Below are 20,348 nucleotides of genomic sequence, written 5' to 3'. Positions count from 1 at the left end.
ATGTCGTTGCTCCAGAGCACCCAGTTCCGCCCCGATCCATCCGCCGACGCGCCCCGCCGCGCCTGGGTCCGTGCCTGGCCGGAATTCCAGAACCCCGCGGCCTGGCTGGTCGCTCTGGTCCTCCTGATCATGCCGCTGATCGCCAGCGGATTCTTCCTGATCGAGATCTTCGCCTCCACCTTGATCCTCGGAACCATCGCGCTGAGCCTGATGTTCCTCGCCGGCTATGGCGGCATGGTCAGCCTGATGCAGCTCACTATCGCCGGTTTCTCGGCCTATATGGTCGCCGTGTTCGGCGTCAGCGGCAACGCCAATATCAGTCTCGGCTGGCCCTGGTGGCTCGCGGTGCCGATGGCGCTGGCGCTGGCGACCGCCTTCGGCACCCTCGGCGGAGCGCTCGCGGTGCGCACCGAAGGCATCTACACCATCATGATCACGCTCGCGATCGGCGCGGCCTTCTACTATTTCACCAATCAGAACTGGGCGATCTTCAACGGCCACACCGGCATCAACACGGTGGCGACGCCGCACTTCTGGGGCGTCAACTGGCGCGCAGACATTCCCTTCTACTATATCGTGCTCGCGGTCGCCGCGCTCTGCTATTTCGCGGTCGAGTATCTCTCGCGCGCGCCCTTCGGCCTTGCACTGCAGGGGGTCCGCGACAATTCCCGTCGCATGGCCGCGCTCGGCTTCAACGTCAATGCCCACCGCATCGCGGCCTATGCTTTCGCGTCCCTCGTGGCCGCGCTCGCCGGCGTCCTCCAGGTCTGGAACTATCGCCAGATCTCGCCGGGCTCGGTCAGCGTCGGCGCCTGTATCGACGTGCTGATCATCGCGGTCGTCGGAGGCATCACGCGCCCGATCGGCCCCTTCATCGGCGCGCTGATCTTCGTGTTGCTCCGCACCTTCGCGCTCGACTTCCTGGTCCGGCTTGGGCTCGACGGCAACCGCTTCCGCCTGCTGATCGGGCTCGGCTTCCTCGCCATCGTGTTCTGGTCGTCGGATGGCGTCATCGGCCTATGGGAACGCTGGCGGCGGCGCAATGCATCCTCGACCCAACGTTCAGGCGGAGGCCGGCATGGATAGCGTCGCTCAACGCCTTTCCGCCGTTGGCGCCGGCGCCGCCCTCGAGCTGCGCGGGGTGACACGGTTTTTCGGCGCCCTGGCGGCGCTGACCGACGTCACCATCACCGTGCGTCCGGGCGAGCGGCGCGCCGTGCTCGGCTCGAACGGCGCCGGCAAGACCACGCTGTTCAACTGCATCACCGGCGATTTCCCGCCCTCCTCCGGCACCATCCGCTTCTTCGGCGAGGACGTCACGCACTTCCCGCCCTATGAACGCATCCGCCGCGGGCTGCGCCGGACCTATCAGATCTCGGCGCTGTTCCCCGGCCTCACCGTCCAGGACAACGTCTATCTCGCCTGCCGCGGCGTCTCGCGCGGGCGCTTCTCGTTCCTGCGTCCGGGACATAACGATGCCCTGATGCATGCGGCGGACAATCTCGTGCAGGCCGTGCATCTCTCCGCGGTGAAGGACCAGCGCGTGGCCGAGCTCGCGCACGGCCAGCAGCGTCAGCTCGAGATTGCGCTCGCGCTCGCCGGCGCCCCGCGCTTCGTCCTGTTCGATGAGCCTGCTGCTGGCTTGTCGCCGACCGAGCGGGCCGAGCTGATCGAAATCCTGACCTCGCTGCCGGCGCACATCGGCTACATCATCATCGAGCACGACATGGACGTCGCCTTGCGCGTCGTCGAGAGCGTCACGATGATGCACAACGGCCGCGTCTTCAAGGAGGGCCTGCCGGAGGAGATCCAGTCGGATCCCCAAGTGCAGGAGCTCTATCTCGGAGGCGGCCATGAATGAGGCCCGCCGCAGCAGTGCCGCACTCGAGGTCCGCGGCCTCGACGTCTACTACGGCCACTCGCACGCGCTGCAAGGGGTCGACCTCACGCTGGAGAGCGGCGTGTTCTCCGTCGTCGGCCGCAACGGCATGGGTAAGACCACCCTGTGCAAGGCGATCATGGGGCTGGTGCCCGTGAGCGGTGGGTCGATCCGCGTGCGGGGCGAGGACGTCACGCGGCGGCCGCCGGCGCAGATCGCCCGGCTCGGTGTCGGCTATGTGCCGCAGGGCCGCCGTCTCTGGCGCTCGCTTAGCGTCGACGAGCATCTGCGGCTCGCCGGAGGCATGCGCTCCGGCGCCTGGACCGTCGAGCGCATCTACGACACCTTCCCGCGTCTCGCCGAGCGCAAGGATCATGGCGGCGGTCAGCTCTCCGGCGGCGAACAGCAGATGCTGGCGATCTCACGCGCGCTGCTCACCAATCCTCATCTGCTGATCATGGACGAGCCGACCGAGGGCCTCGCACCCGTCATCGTGACTCAAGTCGAGGAGATGCTGCTGCGCTTGGGCGAGGACGGCGACATGTCCGTGCTCGTGATCGAGCAGAACATCGGCGTTGCCACCGCGGTCTCGCGCAACGTCGCGATCATGGTCAACGGCCGCATCAACCGCATCATCGACTCCGCGCGCCTTGCCGCGGACCGCGAGCTTCAGCAGCGCCTGCTCGGCGTCGGGACTCATGGCGCTGACGAGACCGACGCCGAGACTGCGCCGGTAAAGGCCGAAGCGGCCGGCGCGCCGCAGCCGCAGCGCAGGGGACCGACCCGCGTCTACGTCTCCAATCCCGTGCTGCCGACCCGCTGGTCGCAGCCGGTGCCGATCGCCCGCATCGAGGCCGCCGCGCGGACGCAGTCCGCCGGAGTCACGCGGCTCGAGGAGGCAACCCGGCAGCGACGCGAACCGACGACCTCCCGAACGTCCGGGCCGCCGGTCGTCCTCATCGTCGGCACGCTTGACACCAAGGGTGCCGAGCTGCGCTTCATCCGCGAGATCATCGCCGGCAGCGGCCTGCGCACGCGACTGGTCGACGTCTCGACCAGCGGCAAAGCGGCGAGCTGCGATGTCACCGCGCAGGAGATCGCACTGAACCACGGCCGGGGCGGCTCCGGCGTGTTCGGCGCCGATCGCGGCGCCTCGGTGACGGCGATGGCGGAGGCGTTCGAGCGATGGCTGCGCCGCCAGGGCAATATCGCCGGGATCATTTCCGCGGGCGGCTCCGGCGGCGCGTCGTTGGTTGCGCCGGGCATGCGCGCGCTGCCGGTCGGCGTGCCGAAGCTGATCATTTCCTCGGTCGCGTCCGGCGACGTCGGTCCCTATGTCGGTCCCGCCGACATCACCATGATGTATTCGGTGGCCGACGTGCAGGGTCTCAACTCGATCTCGCGCACGGTGCTCGGCAACGGCGCCCATGCGCTGGTCGGCATGGTCAAGGCGCGGCTCGATGAGCAGGCCGGCAAGCAGCGCGATGCAGGCGCGAATCTTCCGGCGGTCGGCATCACCATGTTTGGCGTCACCACACCGGCCGTTCAGAAGATCGCGGCGGAGCTGCGCGATGATTTCGAATGTCTCGTGTTCCACGCCACCGGCGTCGGCGGCCGTTCCATGGAGAATCTCGTCGAGTCCGGTCAGCTGGCCGGCGTGATCGACCTCACCACGACCGAGATCTGCGACCTGCTGATGGGGGGCGTGTTTCCGGCGACGGAAGATCGCCTTGGCGCGATTGTCCGCAGCCGCCTGCCCTATGTCGGCTCTGTCGGCGCGCTCGACATGGTCAATTTCGGTGCGCCGGACACGATTCCCGAACGCTACCGCGGCCGCAAGTTCCACGTCCACAATCCGCAAGTGACGCTGATGCGGACGACCGCCGAGGAGAACGAGCGCATGGGCCGCTGGATCGCCGAGCGGCTCAACCAGATGGACGGCCCCGTGCGCTTCTTCCTGCCGGAGGGCGGCGTCTCCGCGCTCGATGCGCGAGGCCAGCCGTTCTGGGACCCGGAAGCCGACGCAGCCCTGTTCCGTGCGCTCGAGCGCAACGTGCGGCAGACCGGCAACCGTCAGATCATCCGCATCAAGCGCAACATCAACGATCCCGAGTTTACCGCCGCTATCGTCAACGCGTTCCGCCCTTTGCTCGGACGCGCCGGTGGTCGGCGGAGAGTGGCGAGGTGACCCATGGCCAGGTTTGAACGCAATGCGCTGTTGAAGAAGTTTCACGCCATGATCGCACGCGGCGTGCCGATCGTTGGTGGAGGTGCTGGCACCGGGCTGTCGGCCAAATGCGAGGAAGCTGGCGGTGTCGATCTCATCGTCATCTACAATTCCGGCCGCTATCGCATGGCTGGCCGAGGCTCGCTCGCGGGCCTGATGGCCTACGGCGACGCCAATGCCATCGTGCTGGAGATGGCCTGCGAGGTGCTCCCGGTCGTGACCAGGACCCCGGTGCTCGCGGGCGTCAACGGCACCGACCCGTTTCGCGACATGGACGTCTTCCTCGACCAGTTGAAGGCGCTTGGTTTCGCAGGGGTCCAGAACTTTCCGACGGTCGGCCTGATCGACGGCACCTTCCGGGCCAATCTCGAAGAGACCGGCATGTCCTACGCGCTCGAGATCGACATGATCGCGAAGGCGCACGACAAGGACATGCTGACCACGCCCTACGTGTTCAGCGAGAAAGAGGCGACCGCCATGGCGATCGCCGGCGCCGACATCATCGTTTGTCACATGGGCCTGACGACCGGCGGCACGATCGGTGCGCACACCGCGCCAAAGCTCGGGGACTGCCCTGCCCGCATCGAGGCCTGGGCCGAGGCAGCGCTCAGCGTCAATCCGGACATCCTGGTGCTGGCGCATGGCGGTCCGATCGCGGATCCCGCCGACGCCGATTTCATCATGAAGAACACCCGCCATTGCCATGGCTTCTACGGCGCCTCCTCGATGGAGCGACTGCCGGTCGAGCGGGCGCTGACGGAGCAGGTACGTCAGTTCAAGGCGATCGGCGCGCGGTAACGCCGGAAGGTTCGAGGGAGGGAAAGATGTCAGGGATGCTGGTCGGTGAATTGATCCTCTGGCTGATCGTCGCGATCATCGTGATCGTGGTTGGCGTCTACATCGTGAACTGGCTCTACCATCGCTCCTCCAAGGAGACCTCGTTCGTCCGAACGGGTTTCCTCGGCGAACGCGTGGTGATCAATGGCGGCGCCTTCGTGCTGCCATTCATCCACGATTTCACGCCGGTCAACATGAACGTGCTGCCGATGGGTGTCGTCCGCTCCAAACAGGATGCCGTCATCACCCGCGACCGCATGCGGGTCGACATCGAGGCCGACTTCTACGTCCGGGTGCAGGCGACCCGCGAAGCGGTCTCGATCGCCGCGGCGACGCTCGGCCGCCGCACCATGGCGCCGGAGCAACTTCATGCGCTGCTTGCCGGAAAATTCATCTCCGCGATCCGCTCGGTCGCCTCCGAGATGACCATGGAGGAGATGCACGAACGGCGCGGCGACTATGTCGCGCGCGTCAAGACCGAAGCGGCGGAAGCCCTCGCCCAGAACGGCCTCGAGCTGGAATCGGTCGCCATCACCGATCTCGACCAGACCGATCTCGAATTCTTCAACCCCTCGAACCGGTTCGACGCCGAAGGTCTGACCCAGCTGATGCAGGACATCGAGGCCAAGCGGAAGCTGCGCAACGACATCGAGCAGGACTCGATGATCAAGATCCGCGCCCGCAATCTGGAGGCCGAGCGGCAGGCGCTGGAGATCGAGCGCGAGAGCGAGACCGCGCGCCTGGAGCAGGAACGCGACATCGAGATGCGCCGCGCGCTCCAGCGCACGGAAGTCGCCCGCGAACGGGCACTCCGCGAGACCGAGGCCGAACAGGCGCAGATCTCCGCCCGCGAGGCCATCGAGAAGGCGCGGATCGCCAACGAGCAAGCGATCACCGAAGCCCGGATCGCCTCGGAACGCGAGACCCGGCACAAGGAGATCGAGCGGACGCGGGCGGTCGAGGAGAAGGAACTGCTGGCGCGCGAAGAGATCGAGAAGACCCGCATCGCCAACCAGCGCTCGATCGACACCACCCGCATTGCCTCCGAGCGCGAGGTACGCCAGCGCGAGATCGAGCGGATGCGCACGGTCGAGGAAGCCGAGATTGCGGCACGCGAAGCCATCGAGAAGGCGCGGATTCAGCAGGACCGCGTCGTCACCGATGCGCGGATCGCCAACGAGGAGGAAACGAGGCGCCGCGAGATCGAGCGCACCCGCGCCGTCGAGGAAGCCGAGATCGCCGCGCGCGAGGCCACCGAAAAGGCCCGCATTGCCCAGACGATGACCGTCAATGTCGAGCGCATCTCCTCGGACGAGCGTACCCGCGCGCTTGAGATCCAGCAGGTCCGAACCATCCAGGAAGCCGAGATCGAGGCCCAGCGCGCCGTCGAGGCTGCCCGCATCGCGCGCGAGCGGACGCTGGCCGCCGAGCGGATTGCCGCCGACCACACCACGCGCAAGCTCGAAATCGAGCGCAACCAGGCGGTCGAGATCGCCGGGATCAGTGCCCGCGAAGCCACCGAGGCGACGCGCATCGCCCAGGAAGAACGCGTCCGTTCGCTGGAGATCGCCCGCAACCGCGCCGTCGAGGAAGCCGACATCGCCTCCCGCGAGGCGATCGAGGCGGCGCGCATCGCCCAGGAAAAGGCGGTCGCGGCCGAACGCATCCAGGCCGAGCGCGAAACCCGCGCGCTGGAAATCGAGCGCACCGGCGTATTGGAGGCCGCCGAGCTGAAGCGTCGCGACGCGATCGAGCGGCAGCGCATCGATGTCGAGCTGACGCTGGAGAGCGAGCGGATCGCCTCCTCCAGGACCCGCGAAGTGCTCAACATCGACCAGAAGAAGGCGATCGAGATTGCCGACGAGGAGCGCGTCATCGCCCTCTCGACCAAGCGCTCGGAACGGATCGATGCCGACCGTCAGGTAAAGCAGGCCGAGATCGTCGCCCGCAAGGAGGTCGAGACCACCGATGTCTCCCGCGAGCAGGCGCTGGAGGCGGCGCGCATCGAGCGGCGGCGCGCCATCGAGCAGCTCGAGGTCGCCCGCGTCCAGTCGCTGCAGGAAGCCGAAATCGGCGCGCGCGAGGAGGTCGAGCGTGCCCGCATCGCCTCCGACCGCGGTCTCGACGAAGCCCGCATCGGCCGCGAGCGCGAGCTGCGCAAGCTTGAGGTCAATCGCGAGAAGGAGGTCGAGACCGTCCTGATGGAGAAGGCGATTGCGATCCATCTGAAGTCCCTGGAGGAATCCGCGGCCCGCGCCGCGGCCGAGGACGCCCGGATCCGCGCGACGGAAGCTACCGAGCGCGTCGTCACGGCCCGGGAGAGCGAGATCGCCAAGCGGCGCAAGACCGTCGAAATCCTGCTCGCCGAGAAGCAGGCCGAGGAGACGCGCATCGCGGCCGAAGCCGAGCGCGTGCGCGCGGCGGTCGAGGCCGAGGCGCAGCGGATGCTCAACGAGGCCGAGAACGTGCTCACCGACCAGGCGCGATACTCGCTGTTCCGGCGCAAGCTGCTCGACCGCATCGAGGGCATCGTGCGCGAGAGCGTCAAGCCGATGGAGAAGATCGAGGGCATCCGCATTCTCCAGGTCGACGGGCTCAACGGCAACGGTCACGGAAATGGCAATGGCGGCCGCAGCGCCACCGACGAGGTGATCGACTCGGCGCTGCGCTACCGCGTCCAGGCGCCGCTGATCGACTCGATCCTGTCCGACATCGGCGTCGAGGGCGGCAGTCTCTCGAAAATGCCGGGCCTGATCCGCGAGGCCCGCGACATGCAGGGCATCAAGGATTCCGCACGCAAGAGCGGCAGCGATGCCAAGCCGACGGCGCCCGAGGGCGGCGGCGAGCCGGCGCGACCTGAGCGCACGCCGCGCAAGAAGGACTGAGCTTACGCCATGGCCCGCGTCTACGTGTCCACCGTCGTCAACGCTCGCAACGACCGCGTCTGGGCGCGGGTGCGCGATTTCAACGGCCTGCCGAACTGGCACCCGGCCATCGCCGAAAGCCGCATCGAGGGCGGCGAGCCTTCCGACAAGATCGGCTGCGTCCGGGATTTCCGCCTGCGCAACGGCGATCGCATCCGCGAGAAGCTTTTGGGGCTCTCCGACTACGACATGTTCTGCACCTATTCGATCCTGGAATCCCCGATGGGCGTCGAGAACTACGTCGCGACGCTGCGGCTGACGCCCGTCACCGACGGCGACCAGACCTTCGTGGAATGGACGGCCGAGTTCGACTGCGCGCCGGAACGCGAGACGGAGCTCGTCAGCAACATCGGCGGCGGCGTGTTTCAGGGCGGCTTCGACGCCCTGAAGCGCGTGTTCGGAGGTTAGCTGAATGCATAGATCAGATATCTCCGAGCAGACGGTCCACCTCTCCCCTTGTGGGAGAGGTCGGATCGCATCGCAAGATGCGATCCGGGTGAGGGGTTACTCTCTCTCGTGGGACCTGCGCCCCCTCACCCGGCGCAACGCGCCGACCTCTCCCCGCTGGGGAGAGGTGAGGCACGCGGCTCGAGACATCAAAACCGCAGATATTGGATTTTGACCGTGCCGCATATCGTCAAGAGCACCATCTTGAACGCGCCGACGGAGGCGGTGTGGAGCGTGCTGCGCGATTTCAACGGGCACGATCGCTGGCATCCTGCGGTCGCGACCTCCGCCATCGAACGCGCGCAGTCGGCCGACAAGATCGGTTGTGTCAGGCGATTCAAGCTCAAGGACGGCTCGGAGCTGCGCGAACAGTTGCTGGCGCTGTCCGACCTCGAACAGACCTTCAGCTATTGTCTGCTCGATACGCCGATTCCGATGTTCAACTACGTCGCCCATGTCCGCCTGCTGCCGGTCACCGATGGTGACCGCACCTTCTGGCATTGGGAATCGCGCTTCACCACGAAGCCCGATGACAGCGACCGCATCACCCACATGGTGGCGGAAGACATCTACCAGGCGGGATTCGAGGCGATCCGCCGCCATCTGAAGGAGACCGCGTAAGCGGAGAGCACCATCATGCCAGTCACGGTGAAAACCTTCACCAGCACCCATGACGCCGCGGCAGCGCTGTCGTCCGATCGCAGCGCCCGCTATCTCGGCGGCGGCACGCTGGTGATGCGGGCGCTGAACGAGGGCGACGTCTCGATCTCGACCGTCGTTCGCGCCAGCGATCCCGCGCTCACCCGTATCGATTCGTCCGGCCCGCGCATCATGCTGGGGGCCGGCGTCACTTTCGCGCGCATTCTCGCCGAACGCGACCTCGCCTTTCTGCACGCCCCGGCGCGCTCGATCGGCGGACCGGCGGTGCGCAACGTGGGCACCGTCGGCGGCAATCTGTTCGCGCCGGTGCCGTATGGCGACTTCACGGTCGCGATGCTCGCGCTTGATGCCACCGTGTCCGTCCAGGGCGGCCTCGGCGGCCGCGAGATCCCGATCGAAGAGTTCCTGCAATCGCGCGATCGGCAGGCCGGATCGCTAGTGCTGGCGATCTCCTTTGCCAGGCCCGGCAGCACTGAGGCCTTCCGCTACCGCAAGATCGCGCGGATCAAACCCAAGGGCGGCGCGGTGATCACCCTCGCGGCACATCTGACGGTCAACGGCAGCCGGATTGTCGGCGCCCGCGTCGCGCTCGGCTCGATGGCGCCGACGCCGATCCGCGCCCGTGCCGCCGAGCGCGCGCTGGAAGGTCGCACGCTCGACGCCTCCACCATCAACGCGGCCGCCGCGGCGGCCGTCGAAGGAACATCGCCATCCGACAACGCGCTCGGCAGCGCCTGGTATCGCCGCGAGATCGTCGGCGTGCATCTTCGCCGCCTGTTGTCCGGTCCGGAATAAACGTGATGGCCAAGACTGCCCTTCAATTCCAGCACAACGGCCGCGACGTCGCAATCTTCGTCGATGGCGGCACCAATCTCCTGGTGGCGCTTCGCGAATTGATAGGCGACATGACCCCGAAATTCGGCTGCGGCCAGGGCGGCTGCGGCACTTGCAGCGTGCTGATCGACGGCGAACTTCACCTCTCCTGCCTGACACTCGCCGAGACGGTCGCAGGTCGCTCGGTCGAGACACTCGATGGCATGAAACAGGGCCCGAGCCTGCATCCGCTCCAGCGCGCCTTCGCCGACAGTTTTGCCGCTCAGTGCGGCTATTGCACACCGGGCATGCTGATGGCGGCAAAAGCCCTGCTCGACCGCAACCCTTCGCCGAGCCGCGACGAGGTCGTCGAGGCGATCTCCGGCAATATCTGCCGCTGCACCGGCTACGAGCCGATCATCAACGCCATGCTATCAGCCGCGTCCGGCGGCCGGGCGCGTGCGTAAGGGAACAGTGCCATGCTGGAACTGCGCAAAGACATCTTCGCCGACGAGCGCGACGACAACCTGAACGAAATCGGCAAGGGCACCCAGCGCCAGGACATGCTCGGCCATGTCACGGGCACGTCCAGCTATTTTGGCGACCACAAGCTGCAAGGCATGCTGCATCTGAAGGTGGTCCGCAGCGCCCATGCGCATGCACGGGTGCGCCGCATCGACACCTCGGAGGCCGAGCGGTCGCAGGGCGTGCGACGCGTGATCCGCGCCTCCGACGTGCCGCGCAACCTGAACACGCTGCTCAGCCTGATCAATTTCGGCAAGGATGACGAGCCGTCGCTTGCGGTCGACAAGGTACGCTACAAGGGCGAGCCGATCCTTGCCGTCGTCGCCGACAGCGAGCGCGAGGCCTTCGAAGCCATCGCAAAGGTCCGGATCGACTACGAGCCGTTGCCGACCGTGTTCGACGTCGAGGACGCGCTCAAGCCGGGGGCGCCGGTGGTCAACGAGACCTATCCGAAGAACGCATTCATCTATCATGAGACCTATGATCACCAGCAGCTGCGCTTCGGCGATGCCGACCGCGCGCTTGCAACCGCCGACCACGTGCTCGAGCAGCGCTACCAGATGTCGCCGATCGAGCACGCACCGACCGAGACCAACGGCGCGATCGCCGCGCCCGACACCAACGGCCGCTACGTGGTTTACACCTCGACGCAGGCGCTGTTCTTCTCGGTCGACACCTGCGCCAAGATTTTGGACGTGCCCTCCAACACCTTCCACTTCATCGGCGGCACCGTGGGCGGCGGGTTTGGCGGCAAGGTGGATACGCTGACCGAACCGCTCGCGATCCTCGGCGCCATGCTGACCGGACGCCCCGTCCGCTACGTATTCGGCCGCGAGGAGGAGATGCAATACGGCCCGCCACGCGGCGCCGAGCGCATCTACATCAAGGACGGCGTCATGCGGGACGGCCGCATCGTCGCGCGCAAGATCCGCGCCTATTTCGACAGCGGCGCCTATACGCGGCTGTCGAGCTACGCTGCCGTCAAGTGCGCCGCCCACCTGCCGGGCCCCTACACCATCCCGAACGTCCATGGCGACGTCTATTGCGTCTTCACCAACCGCACGCCGGCCACCGCCATGCGCGGCTTCGGCGTCACCGCGATGGACTTTGCGATCGAATGCCAGATGGACAAGCTGGCAAACCTCGTCGGCATGGACCCGATGGAGTTCCGCATCCTCAACGCCTATCGCGACGGCGACATGAAGGCGCACCGGCGCGAGGCCAAGAACACGGCGCTGATCGAATGCGTGCAGGTCGCCGCGGAAAAGGCCAAATGGCCGATCCGCGACGAGTTCAAGCGGATGTCGTCGCGCAAGGATGGCGGCGGCGCGCGCGCCGCGGTGACACCGACCCCGCGCGAGACACATGCGCCGCCGGCCGCGCCGTCCCAGCAGCGCACGACGTATGACCGCGCGCCGGCCGCGACCCGCGAGCCGCCGCCACCGCCGCCCTCTTCACCGCCACCGTCACCTCCGCCGCCGCGGCCGGCCACGCCATCGCATGGCGCGACCCGCTTCTCCTCCGTATTCGGGACCAGGAGGCGCTAGATGACCCGGCATCGCGGACGCGGCATGGCGTCGATCAACTATCCCATCGGCATGAACCTCGGCGGCGATCCGAGCCAGGCGCTAGTGCATTCCAATCCGAGCGGCAAGTTCACGGTGGCTTTGTCGTCGATCGACCTCGGTCAGGGCATGAAATCGGTGACGCGGCAGATCTGCGCGGAGACGCTGGGCGTGCCCGTCGAGGACGTCTATGTCGACACGGCGGATTCCGACACCGGCCCACACTGCATGGGCTCGTTCGCCTCGCGCGGCACCCATCGCGTCGGCAATGCGGTGATGGCCGCCGCTCGCGAGGCGCGCGGCGTGATGATGGAGGCCGCGGCCGAGGAGCTCGAGGTCAACGCCGCCGATCTCGATACCGACGGGCGCGGCAACATCCATGTCAAAGGCGCGCCGCACCGCTCGATCTCGACCAAGGACGTCGCAATCGCGGCGCAGTTCAAGCAGGGCAAGACCATCTCCGGCCGCGGCATCTTCCTGGTCCCCCTCTCCAACGTCGACCCCGAGACCGGCGAGATGTCGCCGGCAACTTGTTATGCCCATGCCTGCCTCGTTGCCGAGGTCGAGGTCGATGACGAGACCGGCGAGGTCGCGATGGTCCGCATGGATTCCGCCTATGAGCTCGGCCGCGCGCTCAACCCGCGCCTGGTCGAGCAGCAGCTCGTGGGCGGCGCCTGGATGGGCGTCAGTCACGCGCTCTACGAGACGCCCGAACCCTACTACCCGGATCCAGCTCACGGGCCTCGCGACTTCGTCGAATATCTGATGCCCGGCCCCGGTGACATCTGCCCGCACGACATCGCGGTGCTGGAGCGTCCCGCTCCCGATGGCCCGTTCGGAGCCAAGGGACCCGGCGAGATGTGCGCCAACCCGGTGCTGCCGGCCGTCGCCAATGCGATCTTCAATGCGGTCGGCGTTCGGATCGACGATCTGCCGATCACGCCCGAGAAGGTGCTGCGCGCGATCAAGGCGCAAGGCGGCGCACGGCCGCAGGCGCGGCGCTAGGTTTCTCTATGGCGGTTCGCAGCAACATCGTCGGCATCGATAGCCCCGAAGCGCTGGAGAAAGCGCTTCGGGCGGCCTATTACCTCGCCGACGACAGCATCGCGACCGCCTCCTATCTCTCGCTTGCGCTGGGTAAGCCGCTGCTGCTGGAAGGCGCCCCCGGTGTCGGCAAGACCGAAGCAGCAAAGGCAATCGCCGCCGTGCTCGGCCGCCGCCTCATCCGCCTGCAATGCTACGAGGGCATCGACTCCTCCGCTGCGCTCTATGAATGGAACTACCCGCGCCAGATGCTGGCCATCCGCCAGGCCGGCGACGAGAGCATCGACATCTATGGCGAGGCATTCCTGATCGAACGACCGATGCTGGCGGTGCTCCGCGCACCCGATTCCACCGTGCTCCTGATCGATGAAATCGACCGCGCCGACCAGGAGTTCGAAGCCTTCCTGCTCGAGTTCCTGTCCGATTTCCAGATCTCGATCCCCGAGCGCGGCACAGTGCGCGCTGCCGAGCATCCCGTCGTGGTGCTGACGTCGAACCGGACGCGCGATCTGCACGAGGCGCTGCGGCGGCGCTGCGTCTATCACTGGATCGATTATCCGAATGCCGAGCGCGAGGCGCGTATCGTGATGATGCGGGCATCCAGCGTCGCCGAGGCGACCGCCCGCGCCGTGGTTGCCGCCGTCGGCCGGCTGCGGCGCGAACCGCTGAGCAAGGCGCCCGGCATCGCCGAGGCTGTCGACTGGGCCGAGGCCGCGACGCTCCTCAACAGGGGCGGCGCGCGCTGGCCGGACGCCTTCAAACGCTCAATCGGCGTAGCGCTGAAGGACGAGGAGGATCTGCACTTCATCGCACCCCGGCTCGATGCCATGCTCGCGGAGGCGACCGCATGAGCACCGAGTTGCAGCTTCCGCGCGCCGCCCGCATCTTCGTTTCCTTCGCCGCGCTGCTGCGCGTCAACGGCTTTTCGGTTGCGCCGGAGCAGACGACAAGCTTCCTCGCGGCAATCGAGCTGCTCGGTCCGCGCAGCCTCGAGCACATCCGCCAGGCCGGGCTCGCGACGCTGGCGCCGCCGCCCGAGCGCCGCGCGACCTATGACCGGCTGTTCGACATCCACTTCTGCGGCGCTGATGCCATCGAGCAGGCCGATGGCGAGGATGAGGAGACCGTTCGCCTGCAGGAGGAAGGCCGCGGCGAGGACGAGCCACCGCTCGCCGACGAGGCCAATGAGTCCGGCCTCGCCGCGGCGCGGGCCGAGGCACTGGTCGAGCGCCGCTTTGCACAGGCCGCGACCAGCGATCCGCTGCGAAAACTGTCGCGCGAGGCGGCAAGGCGACTGCCGCGACGGCGCGGCCACCGGCGACGCCGCGCGCGCAGCGGCCCGTTCGCCGATCTGCGCCGCACGCTGCGCGACAGCGTCCGCAATGACGGCGAGGTGCTGCGGCTCGGGCGGATGCGCCGCCGCCAGCGCCCGCGCAAGATCCTGTTGCTGATCGACGTTTCCGGCTCGATGAAGAGCCGCACCGAGGAGAACATGAGGCTCGCGCATGCGCTGGTGCAGGCCGCTCCGAACGTCGAGGTCTTCACCTTCGGCACACGGCTGACCCGTGTCACCCGCGCGCTGCGGCTGAAACGCCGCGAGCAGGCGCTGAGCGCGGCGTCCTTCCTGGTCAGCGACTGGGACGGTGGCACAAGGATCGGCGATGCGCTGCAGGCGTTCCTCGCCGTGCCGCGGTTCGGCGGATATGCCCGCGGCGCCGCGGTCGTGATCGTCTCCGATGGCCTCGAGCGCGGCGACCCGGCGGCATTGCGCGATGCGGTGGCAAAACTGTCGCGGCGGGCCTGGCGCCTGAGCTGGCTGACGCCCCTCGCGACAGGCCCCGGCTTCCGCCCGCAGACCGAAGCGCTGGTCGCGATCGAACGCTTCGTCGACGATCTCGTGGACGGCGGATCGAGCGCGGCTGTGGTCGCGCATCTGCTGTCGCTTGGAACAAGGAGAGCTGCGTGACTGGCATCGTCGACGGCCATCATCACATCTGGCGGCAGGCCGATCTGCCCTGGCTGACCGGCCCCATGCAGCCGCGCATCTTCGGCCCCTACGAGCCGATCCGGCGCGATTATCCGATCCAGGAATATCTCGACGACCTCAAGGGCACCGGCGTCACCCGCTCCGTCTACGTCCAGACCAATTGGGCCAATGACCGTTTCGAGGACGAGGCTGCCTGGGTGCAGCAGACGGCTGATGAGCACGGCTGGCCGCACGCCATCGTCGCCTACGCCGATTTTTCCGTCGCCGACGTCCGCCCGCAACTCGATCGATTGAGGCGCTATCCGCTGGTGCGCGGCGTGCGCATGCAGCTGCACTGGCACGAGAACCCGCTGTACCGCTTCGCCGCCCGTGCCGATCTCTGCACCGATCCCGTAATCCGGCGCAATGTCGGCCACCTCGCCGACTACCGCTGGAGTTTTGACCTGCAGGTGTTCGCGCCGCAGATGGCCGATGCGGCCGGCCTTGCGGAGGCCTGCCCTGACGTGACGTTCATCCTGCAGCATGCTGGCATGCTGGAGGATCTGTCGCCGCGGGGCCGCGCCGCCTGGCGCAGCGGGATGACGCGACTCGCGCAATATCCCAACGTGGTATCGAAACTGTCGGGGCTCGGCACCTTCATCCATCGCAACGATGCCGCGCATATCGCCGGCATCGTCACCGACACCGTCGCGATCTTCGGCGCCGAGCGCTGCCTGTTCGGCTCCAACTTCCCGATCGAGAAATTGTGGACCAGCTATCGCGAACTCATCACCGCTTTCAAGACGGCAGCCGAACGGCTCAGCCCCGAGCAGCGCGAAGCGATCTTCAGCACAACGGCGGCGCGGGTCTATCGGCTGGGGCCGTAGGCGCACCGCGGGCTCGAACATAACAACGAACACGAATTGGGAGGGAGACAGATGCCGCTGGAGATCAAGATCCTGGACTACGGCGATATCGAGCTGGAATCGAGCTTCCTGGTGCTCGGCCGCGACTGCGGCCGCACCCGCCGCGTCCTCACTCTCGGCTTCCTGATCCTCGGCGGCCCCTATCCGGTCGTGGTCGACACCGGCTATCGCTCCAACCAGATCATGGAGACGCTGGGCATGCGGGGGCTTCAGTACCACGAGAACATGATCGAGAACCAGCTGGCGCGGCACGGCGTGCGCATGGGCGACGTCCGCTTCGTCTGCCACACGCATCTGCACATCGACCATGCCGGCAAGGACGACCTGTTCCCGATGAACACGACCGTCGTGCTCAACCGCAAGGAGCTCGAATATTCCGTGTCCGGCCTGATGCATCCGCAATATCCGGCACCTGACATCAAGCACCTGATCGACCGCCTGCATACCAAGAGCGCGCTGCGCTTCCTCGACCTCGAGATCACCGGCCCGATCGAGCTGATGCCCGGGGTCTATTGCGACGCCGCCAACGCTCACACCGAAGGATCGATGAACATCATCGTCCACACCGCCGATGGCATCGCCACCATCTGCGGCGACGTGATCTACGATTTCAATGACCAGATCGTGACGCCGTTCCACGAAATCCACGATTGGGAGCCGCGCACCACCGGCAACCACGGCACCAGCAAGCGTGCCGAGAAGGCGGCGATCAAGAAGCTGCTCTCGAGCTCCCGCTATCTGCTTCCGGTGCATGATCGCCCGGCCAAGATCGAGGGCGGCATGGTGGTCGGCCGCCTGCATGACCAGGTACCCGGGCCTGTCGTGCAGAGCCTGCCGCAGCGCAACTGGTTCCCGGCGTAGAGGATCGAGGCGATGACGCATGTGACGTTGCGAAGCGAGTTCGACAACCTGATCGACCCTTATGCACCGGTCGCACAGATCGGCACCGGCTTCGATTTCACGGAGGGGCCGATCTGGCATCCGGTCGATCATTATCTGCTGTTCTCCGACATGCCGGGTGACGTGCGCCGGCGCTGGGATGCGCGACGGGGCGTCGTCGAGGTCAAACGCCCGTCGAACAAATGCAACGGCATGACCTACGACGCCGAGCTCAACCTGATCGTTTGCGAACACGCGACGTCGTCGCTGGTCCGCGAACGCCCGGACGGACGGCGCGATGTGCTCGCTTCGCATTTCGGCGGCCAGGAGCTCAACAGCCCGAACGACGTCTGCCTACACTCCACCGGTGCGATCTATTTCTCCGATCCCTGGTATGGCCGCATGCCGGTCTACGGCGTCGAGCGACCGCGCCAGCTCGGCTTCCAGGGCGTCTATCGGGTGCCGCCCGGCGGCGGCGCGCCGAAATTGCTGGTCGACCGCTATCTGTTCGAGCAGCCGAACGGGCTGTGCTTCTCGCCCGACGAGCGCATCCTCTATGTCAATGACACCGTGCAAGCGCTGATCCGCGCCTTCGACGTCACGGCGGACGGCTCGCTCGGTAATCCGCGCGTGTTCGCCTCCGGCATCCGCTCCGAGCTCGAACCCGGTCTGCCCGATGGCATGAAGTGCGACCAGCACGGCAATATCTGGGTCACCGCGCCCGGCGGCGTCTGGGTCTATTCGCCGCGAGCCGAACTGCTCGGCAAGGTCCGCGTGCCGGAGCTGGTCGCCAACCTCACCTGGGGCGGGCCGGATTTCCGCACGCTCTATCTCACCTCGACGCATTCGGTCTATGCGATCCCGACCAAGGTCGGCCCGCGCCACGAGCCCTATGTGAGCGGCAAGCGCGGCGGCGCGGGTGCCGCTTCGTCCACGCCTGCGCCGAATCTCGCCGCCGGCGAGATGCGACTCGATCCGCAGCGCTGCGCCATGATCATCCAGGATCTCCAGAACGACGTCATCATGGACGGTGGCGCCTTCGCCGAGTCCGGTGCGCCCGCACACGCCCGCCAGCAGCATGTCGTCGAGAACGTTCGCCGCGTCGCGGAGGCTGCACGCGGGCGCGGTGTCGCCATCATCCATGTCTGGTTCGTCGTGGAGCCCGGCGCCCCCGGCGTCACGCTGAATGCACCATTGTTCGAGGGCCTCGTCGACAGCAAGGCGATGGTGCGCGGAAGCTGGGGCGCCGCGCCCGTTTCGGGCCTCGAGCCGCGGCCCGGCGATTTCGTGGTCGAGAAGATGCGCATGAGCGCCTGGGAAGGCACGCGGCTGGAGACGATTCTCAAGGCCACCGGCCGCGACATGATCATCAATACCGGCGCGTGGACCAACATGTCGGTCGAGCACACCGCTCGCACCGGTGCTGACAAGGGTTATTTCATGATCGTGCCCGAGGATTGTTGCTCGACGATGAATTCGGACTGGCACAATGCCTCGATCAATTTTGCCATGCAGAACGTCGCGGTCGTGACCAACGCCGACGCCGTGATCAAGGCACTCGGCTAGGGAGGCGCGGTGCCGAAGCTGCTGCACCTTAACTGCTCACCGCGCCCCGATTCGGAATCGGCGGCCGGCGCGCGTGCTTTTCTCGATCGCTTCCGTCAGGCGCGGCCGGACTGGGAGATCGACGCGATGAACCTCTGGCGCGAGCCGCTGCCGGAATTCGAGGGATATCTGCTCGAGGCCAAATACGCCCGGATCGACGGCAAGAGCTTCACCAATTCGCAGCACGACGCCTTCGCAATCGCCGAGCGCCTCGCGCTGCGGCTGTCGCTTGCCGATCGGGTCCTGATCTCGACCCCGATGTGGAACTTCGGTATTCCCTACAAGCTCAAGCAGTGGTTCGACATCATCGTCCAGCCCGGGCTCACCTTTCGCTTCGATCCAGCCCAGGGCTATCTGCCGCTGCTCAAGGACCGCCCGACGATCGTGATCCTCGCAAGCGGCAGCGACTTCGTCACCGGCATGAACCGCGGCCGCATCGACATGGCAACGCCCTATCTGCGCGAGGCGCTGCGCTTCATCGGCATCAGCGACGTGAGCTTCGTGCCGATCGGCCCGACCACCGGGCCCGCCGAGCCGATCCGCGCCGCCCGCGAGGCGGCGCACCGGCGGCTGGCGGAGATGGCAAGACGGTTTTGAAAGAGACTCCACTCCGTCGTCGTCCCTGCGAAAGCAGGGACCCATAACCACAGGATTGCGTTGTTAAAGTGAACTGTGGCCCCAGCGGCCCAAGCCAATCAGTAGCGGTGGCTATGGGTCCCTGCTTTCGCAGAGACGACATCGAATGTATGGCTTGGCCGGCGGGCCATTCGCTTTCATTCTCGCGAAACGATTTTGTGGGCCACTCCGCGCTAGCCCTACGTTTCCGCGGCGGGAAAGACCAACCTGCACAACAATCCCGGCGCATTGTCGCGCAACTCGATCCGCGCGCCGTGCAAACTCGCCACGGCCGCAACAAGGCTGAGGCCGAGGCCATTGCCCGGCGTGTAGCGGCTCCGTTCGAGCCGGTAGAAGCGCTTGAAGACGTGATCGCGCTGCTCGGCGGGAATGCCCGGACCGTCGTCGGCGATCGTGATCACCGCGCCTCGCTCATCGTTGTCGCAGGTCACCGTCACCCGCCCACCCGGGCGACCATGCTTGATCGCGTTGTCGACGAGATTGGCAATGGCGTCGAACAGCAGGTCGCGGTCGCCGGTGACCAGCACCGCCTGATCGCCGGCAAGATCGAGGCGGGTGGTAACCTCCTCAGCCGCGGCATCGTAGAGTTCGACCACCTCGGCGGCGATCTCGACGAGATTGACGGTGCGAAACGCACCCTTGCGGGCGCGGGTCTCGATCTCCGAGATCCGGGTGATGGAGGCGAACATGCCGAGCACGGCATCGAGATCGGCGATGGTGTCCCCGATCAGCGCGGAATCGGTCTCGCTGTTGCGCGGGGCGTGATAGGCCTTTTCCAGCCGGCCGCGCATGCGCGTCAGCGGCGTCCGCAGATCGTGCGCGACGTTGTCGCTGACCTGCTTGACCTCGCCCATCAGCGTCTCGATGCGGTCGAGCATCTGGTTGAGGTTTTCGGCGACGCGGTCCCACTCGTCGTTGCTGCCGCGCAGGGGGATACGCTGGTCTAGGCCGGAGAGCATGATGGCTCGGCTGGTGGCGTTGATCTGTTCGATCCGTCCGACGGTTCGCCGCGTGACGCCGATGCTGGCAGCAGCCGCAAGCCCGATGATCAGCACGACGACGGCAATGCCGGCGGCCCTGATCTGCGCCATGAAGCCGTCAAGATCGCTGATGTCATGGCCGACCAGCAGCCGATCGCCGTTTGACAGGGTTTCCGTCACGCCTCGCAGCAGGGAGGAGCCCGAGGCAAGCTGTGGCAGGGAGGCACGAAATTCAGCCCATCCCTTCTCGGCAGCGCCCGCCGGCCACTGCCTGAGATTTCCCGCCAGCACGGTCGATCCGGGACCGACCAACAAATACACATGATCGGCAAAGCCCTTGTCCGCGACGCGTTGCGCGATCAACGCGGTCAGTCCATCGCGGCCGGACCGCGCGTAGGCATCATCGAGGCTCGCCTGCTCGGTCATGATCGCGCG

Annotated in this window: 17 protein-coding genes and 1 pseudogene; 17 read left to right on the top strand and 1 reads right to left on the bottom strand. The window is 66.7% G+C overall.

Annotated features, from left to right (window positions below):
• The 17 genes from RX327_RS10070 (at position 1) to RX327_RS09990 (ending at position 18,894) form a co-directional block, all read left to right on the top strand.
• Positions 1–1,086 (top strand): branched-chain amino acid ABC transporter permease, encoded by a 1,086-nt coding sequence (locus RX327_RS10070; RefSeq protein WP_317250156.1) that lies wholly within the window; start codon positions 1–3, stop codon positions 1,084–1,086.
• Positions 1,079–1,861, top strand: coding sequence for an ABC transporter ATP-binding protein (locus RX327_RS10065; protein ID WP_317250155.1), 783 nt, complete (start codon positions 1,079–1,081; stop codon positions 1,859–1,861). The genes RX327_RS10070 and RX327_RS10065 overlap by 8 nt, the downstream gene beginning before the upstream one ends.
• Complete coding sequence (locus RX327_RS10060; RefSeq protein WP_317250154.1) at positions 1,854–4,067, top strand: ABC transporter permease; 2,214 nt, start codon at positions 1,854–1,856, stop codon at positions 4,065–4,067. The genes RX327_RS10065 and RX327_RS10060 overlap by 8 nt, the downstream gene beginning before the upstream one ends.
• A gap of 3 nt (positions 4,068–4,070) precedes the next feature.
• Positions 4,071–4,904, top strand: a complete 834-nt coding sequence (locus RX327_RS10055; protein WP_317250153.1) for a phosphoenolpyruvate hydrolase family protein — start codon at positions 4,071–4,073, stop codon at positions 4,902–4,904.
• Between the two features lie 26 nt (positions 4,905–4,930).
• Positions 4,931–7,828 (top strand): flotillin domain-containing protein, encoded by a 2,898-nt coding sequence (locus tag RX327_RS10050; RefSeq protein WP_317250152.1) that lies wholly within the window; start codon positions 4,931–4,933, stop codon positions 7,826–7,828.
• Between the two features lie 9 nt (positions 7,829–7,837).
• The gene (locus RX327_RS10045) at positions 7,838–8,275 is read left to right on the top strand and encodes an SRPBCC family protein (protein ID WP_061882131.1); all 438 of its coding nucleotides are present in this window, start codon (positions 7,838–7,840) and stop codon (positions 8,273–8,275) included.
• A 216-nt stretch (positions 8,276–8,491) separates the two neighbouring features.
• Complete coding sequence (locus tag RX327_RS10040; protein ID WP_317250151.1) at positions 8,492–8,935, top strand: SRPBCC family protein; 444 nt, start codon at positions 8,492–8,494, stop codon at positions 8,933–8,935.
• Between the two features lie 15 nt (positions 8,936–8,950).
• Positions 8,951–9,769 (top strand): FAD binding domain-containing protein, encoded by an 819-nt coding sequence (locus RX327_RS10035; protein ID WP_317250150.1) that lies wholly within the window; start codon positions 8,951–8,953, stop codon positions 9,767–9,769.
• Positions 9,770–9,774: 5 nt separating this feature from the next.
• A complete protein-coding gene (locus RX327_RS10030) occupies positions 9,775–10,254 on the top strand; it encodes a (2Fe-2S)-binding protein (protein ID WP_317250149.1) in 480 nt (159 codons plus the stop codon).
• 12 nt (positions 10,255–10,266) lie between these two features.
• A complete protein-coding gene (locus RX327_RS10025; RefSeq protein WP_317250148.1) occupies positions 10,267–11,859 on the top strand; it encodes a xanthine dehydrogenase family protein molybdopterin-binding subunit in 1,593 nt (530 codons plus the stop codon).
• Positions 11,860–12,882 carry a xanthine dehydrogenase family protein molybdopterin-binding subunit gene (locus RX327_RS10020; protein ID WP_317250147.1) on the top strand — a complete coding sequence of 341 codons (1,023 nt, stop codon included), beginning with the start codon at positions 11,860–11,862 and terminating at the stop codon, positions 12,880–12,882.
• Positions 12,883–12,890: 8 nt separating this feature from the next.
• The gene (locus tag RX327_RS10015; protein ID WP_317250146.1) at positions 12,891–13,772 is read left to right on the top strand and encodes a MoxR family ATPase; all 882 of its coding nucleotides are present in this window, start codon (positions 12,891–12,893) and stop codon (positions 13,770–13,772) included.
• Positions 13,769–14,887, top strand: coding sequence for a vWA domain-containing protein (locus RX327_RS10010; RefSeq protein WP_317250145.1), 1,119 nt, complete (start codon positions 13,769–13,771; stop codon positions 14,885–14,887). Before RX327_RS10015 ends, RX327_RS10010 begins: the two co-directional genes overlap by 4 nt.
• Positions 14,884–15,774, top strand: a complete 891-nt coding sequence (locus RX327_RS10005; RefSeq protein ID WP_317250144.1) for an amidohydrolase family protein — start codon at positions 14,884–14,886, stop codon at positions 15,772–15,774. The genes RX327_RS10010 and RX327_RS10005 overlap by 4 nt, the downstream gene beginning before the upstream one ends.
• 51 nt (positions 15,775–15,825) lie before the next feature.
• On the top strand, positions 15,826–16,674 hold the full coding sequence (locus RX327_RS10000; protein WP_317250143.1) for an MBL fold metallo-hydrolase: 849 nt from the start codon (positions 15,826–15,828) through the stop codon (positions 16,672–16,674).
• A 12-nt stretch (positions 16,675–16,686) separates the two neighbouring features.
• Entirely contained in the window at positions 16,687–18,258 is a 1,572-nt protein-coding gene (locus tag RX327_RS09995; RefSeq protein ID WP_317250142.1) for an isochorismatase family protein, read from the top strand.
• A 9-nt stretch (positions 18,259–18,267) separates the two neighbouring features.
• Entirely contained in the window at positions 18,268–18,894 is a 627-nt protein-coding gene (locus RX327_RS09990) for an FMN-dependent NADH-azoreductase (protein ID WP_317250140.1), read from the top strand.
• A gap of 218 nt (positions 18,895–19,112) precedes the next feature.
• On the opposite strand, the pseudogene RX327_RS09985 reads toward RX327_RS09990, so the two are convergent.
• Positions 19,113–20,048, bottom strand: a pseudogene (locus tag RX327_RS09985) (sensor histidine kinase); the annotation flags it as partial.
• Between the last annotated feature and the right edge of the window lie 300 nt (positions 20,049–20,348).

This window comes from Bradyrhizobium sp. BEA-2-5, assembly GCF_032918025.1.
Taxonomy (GTDB): Bacteria; Pseudomonadota; Alphaproteobacteria; order Rhizobiales; family Xanthobacteraceae; genus Bradyrhizobium; species Bradyrhizobium pachyrhizi.
This window is presented reverse-complemented; position numbering and strand designations above follow the sequence as displayed.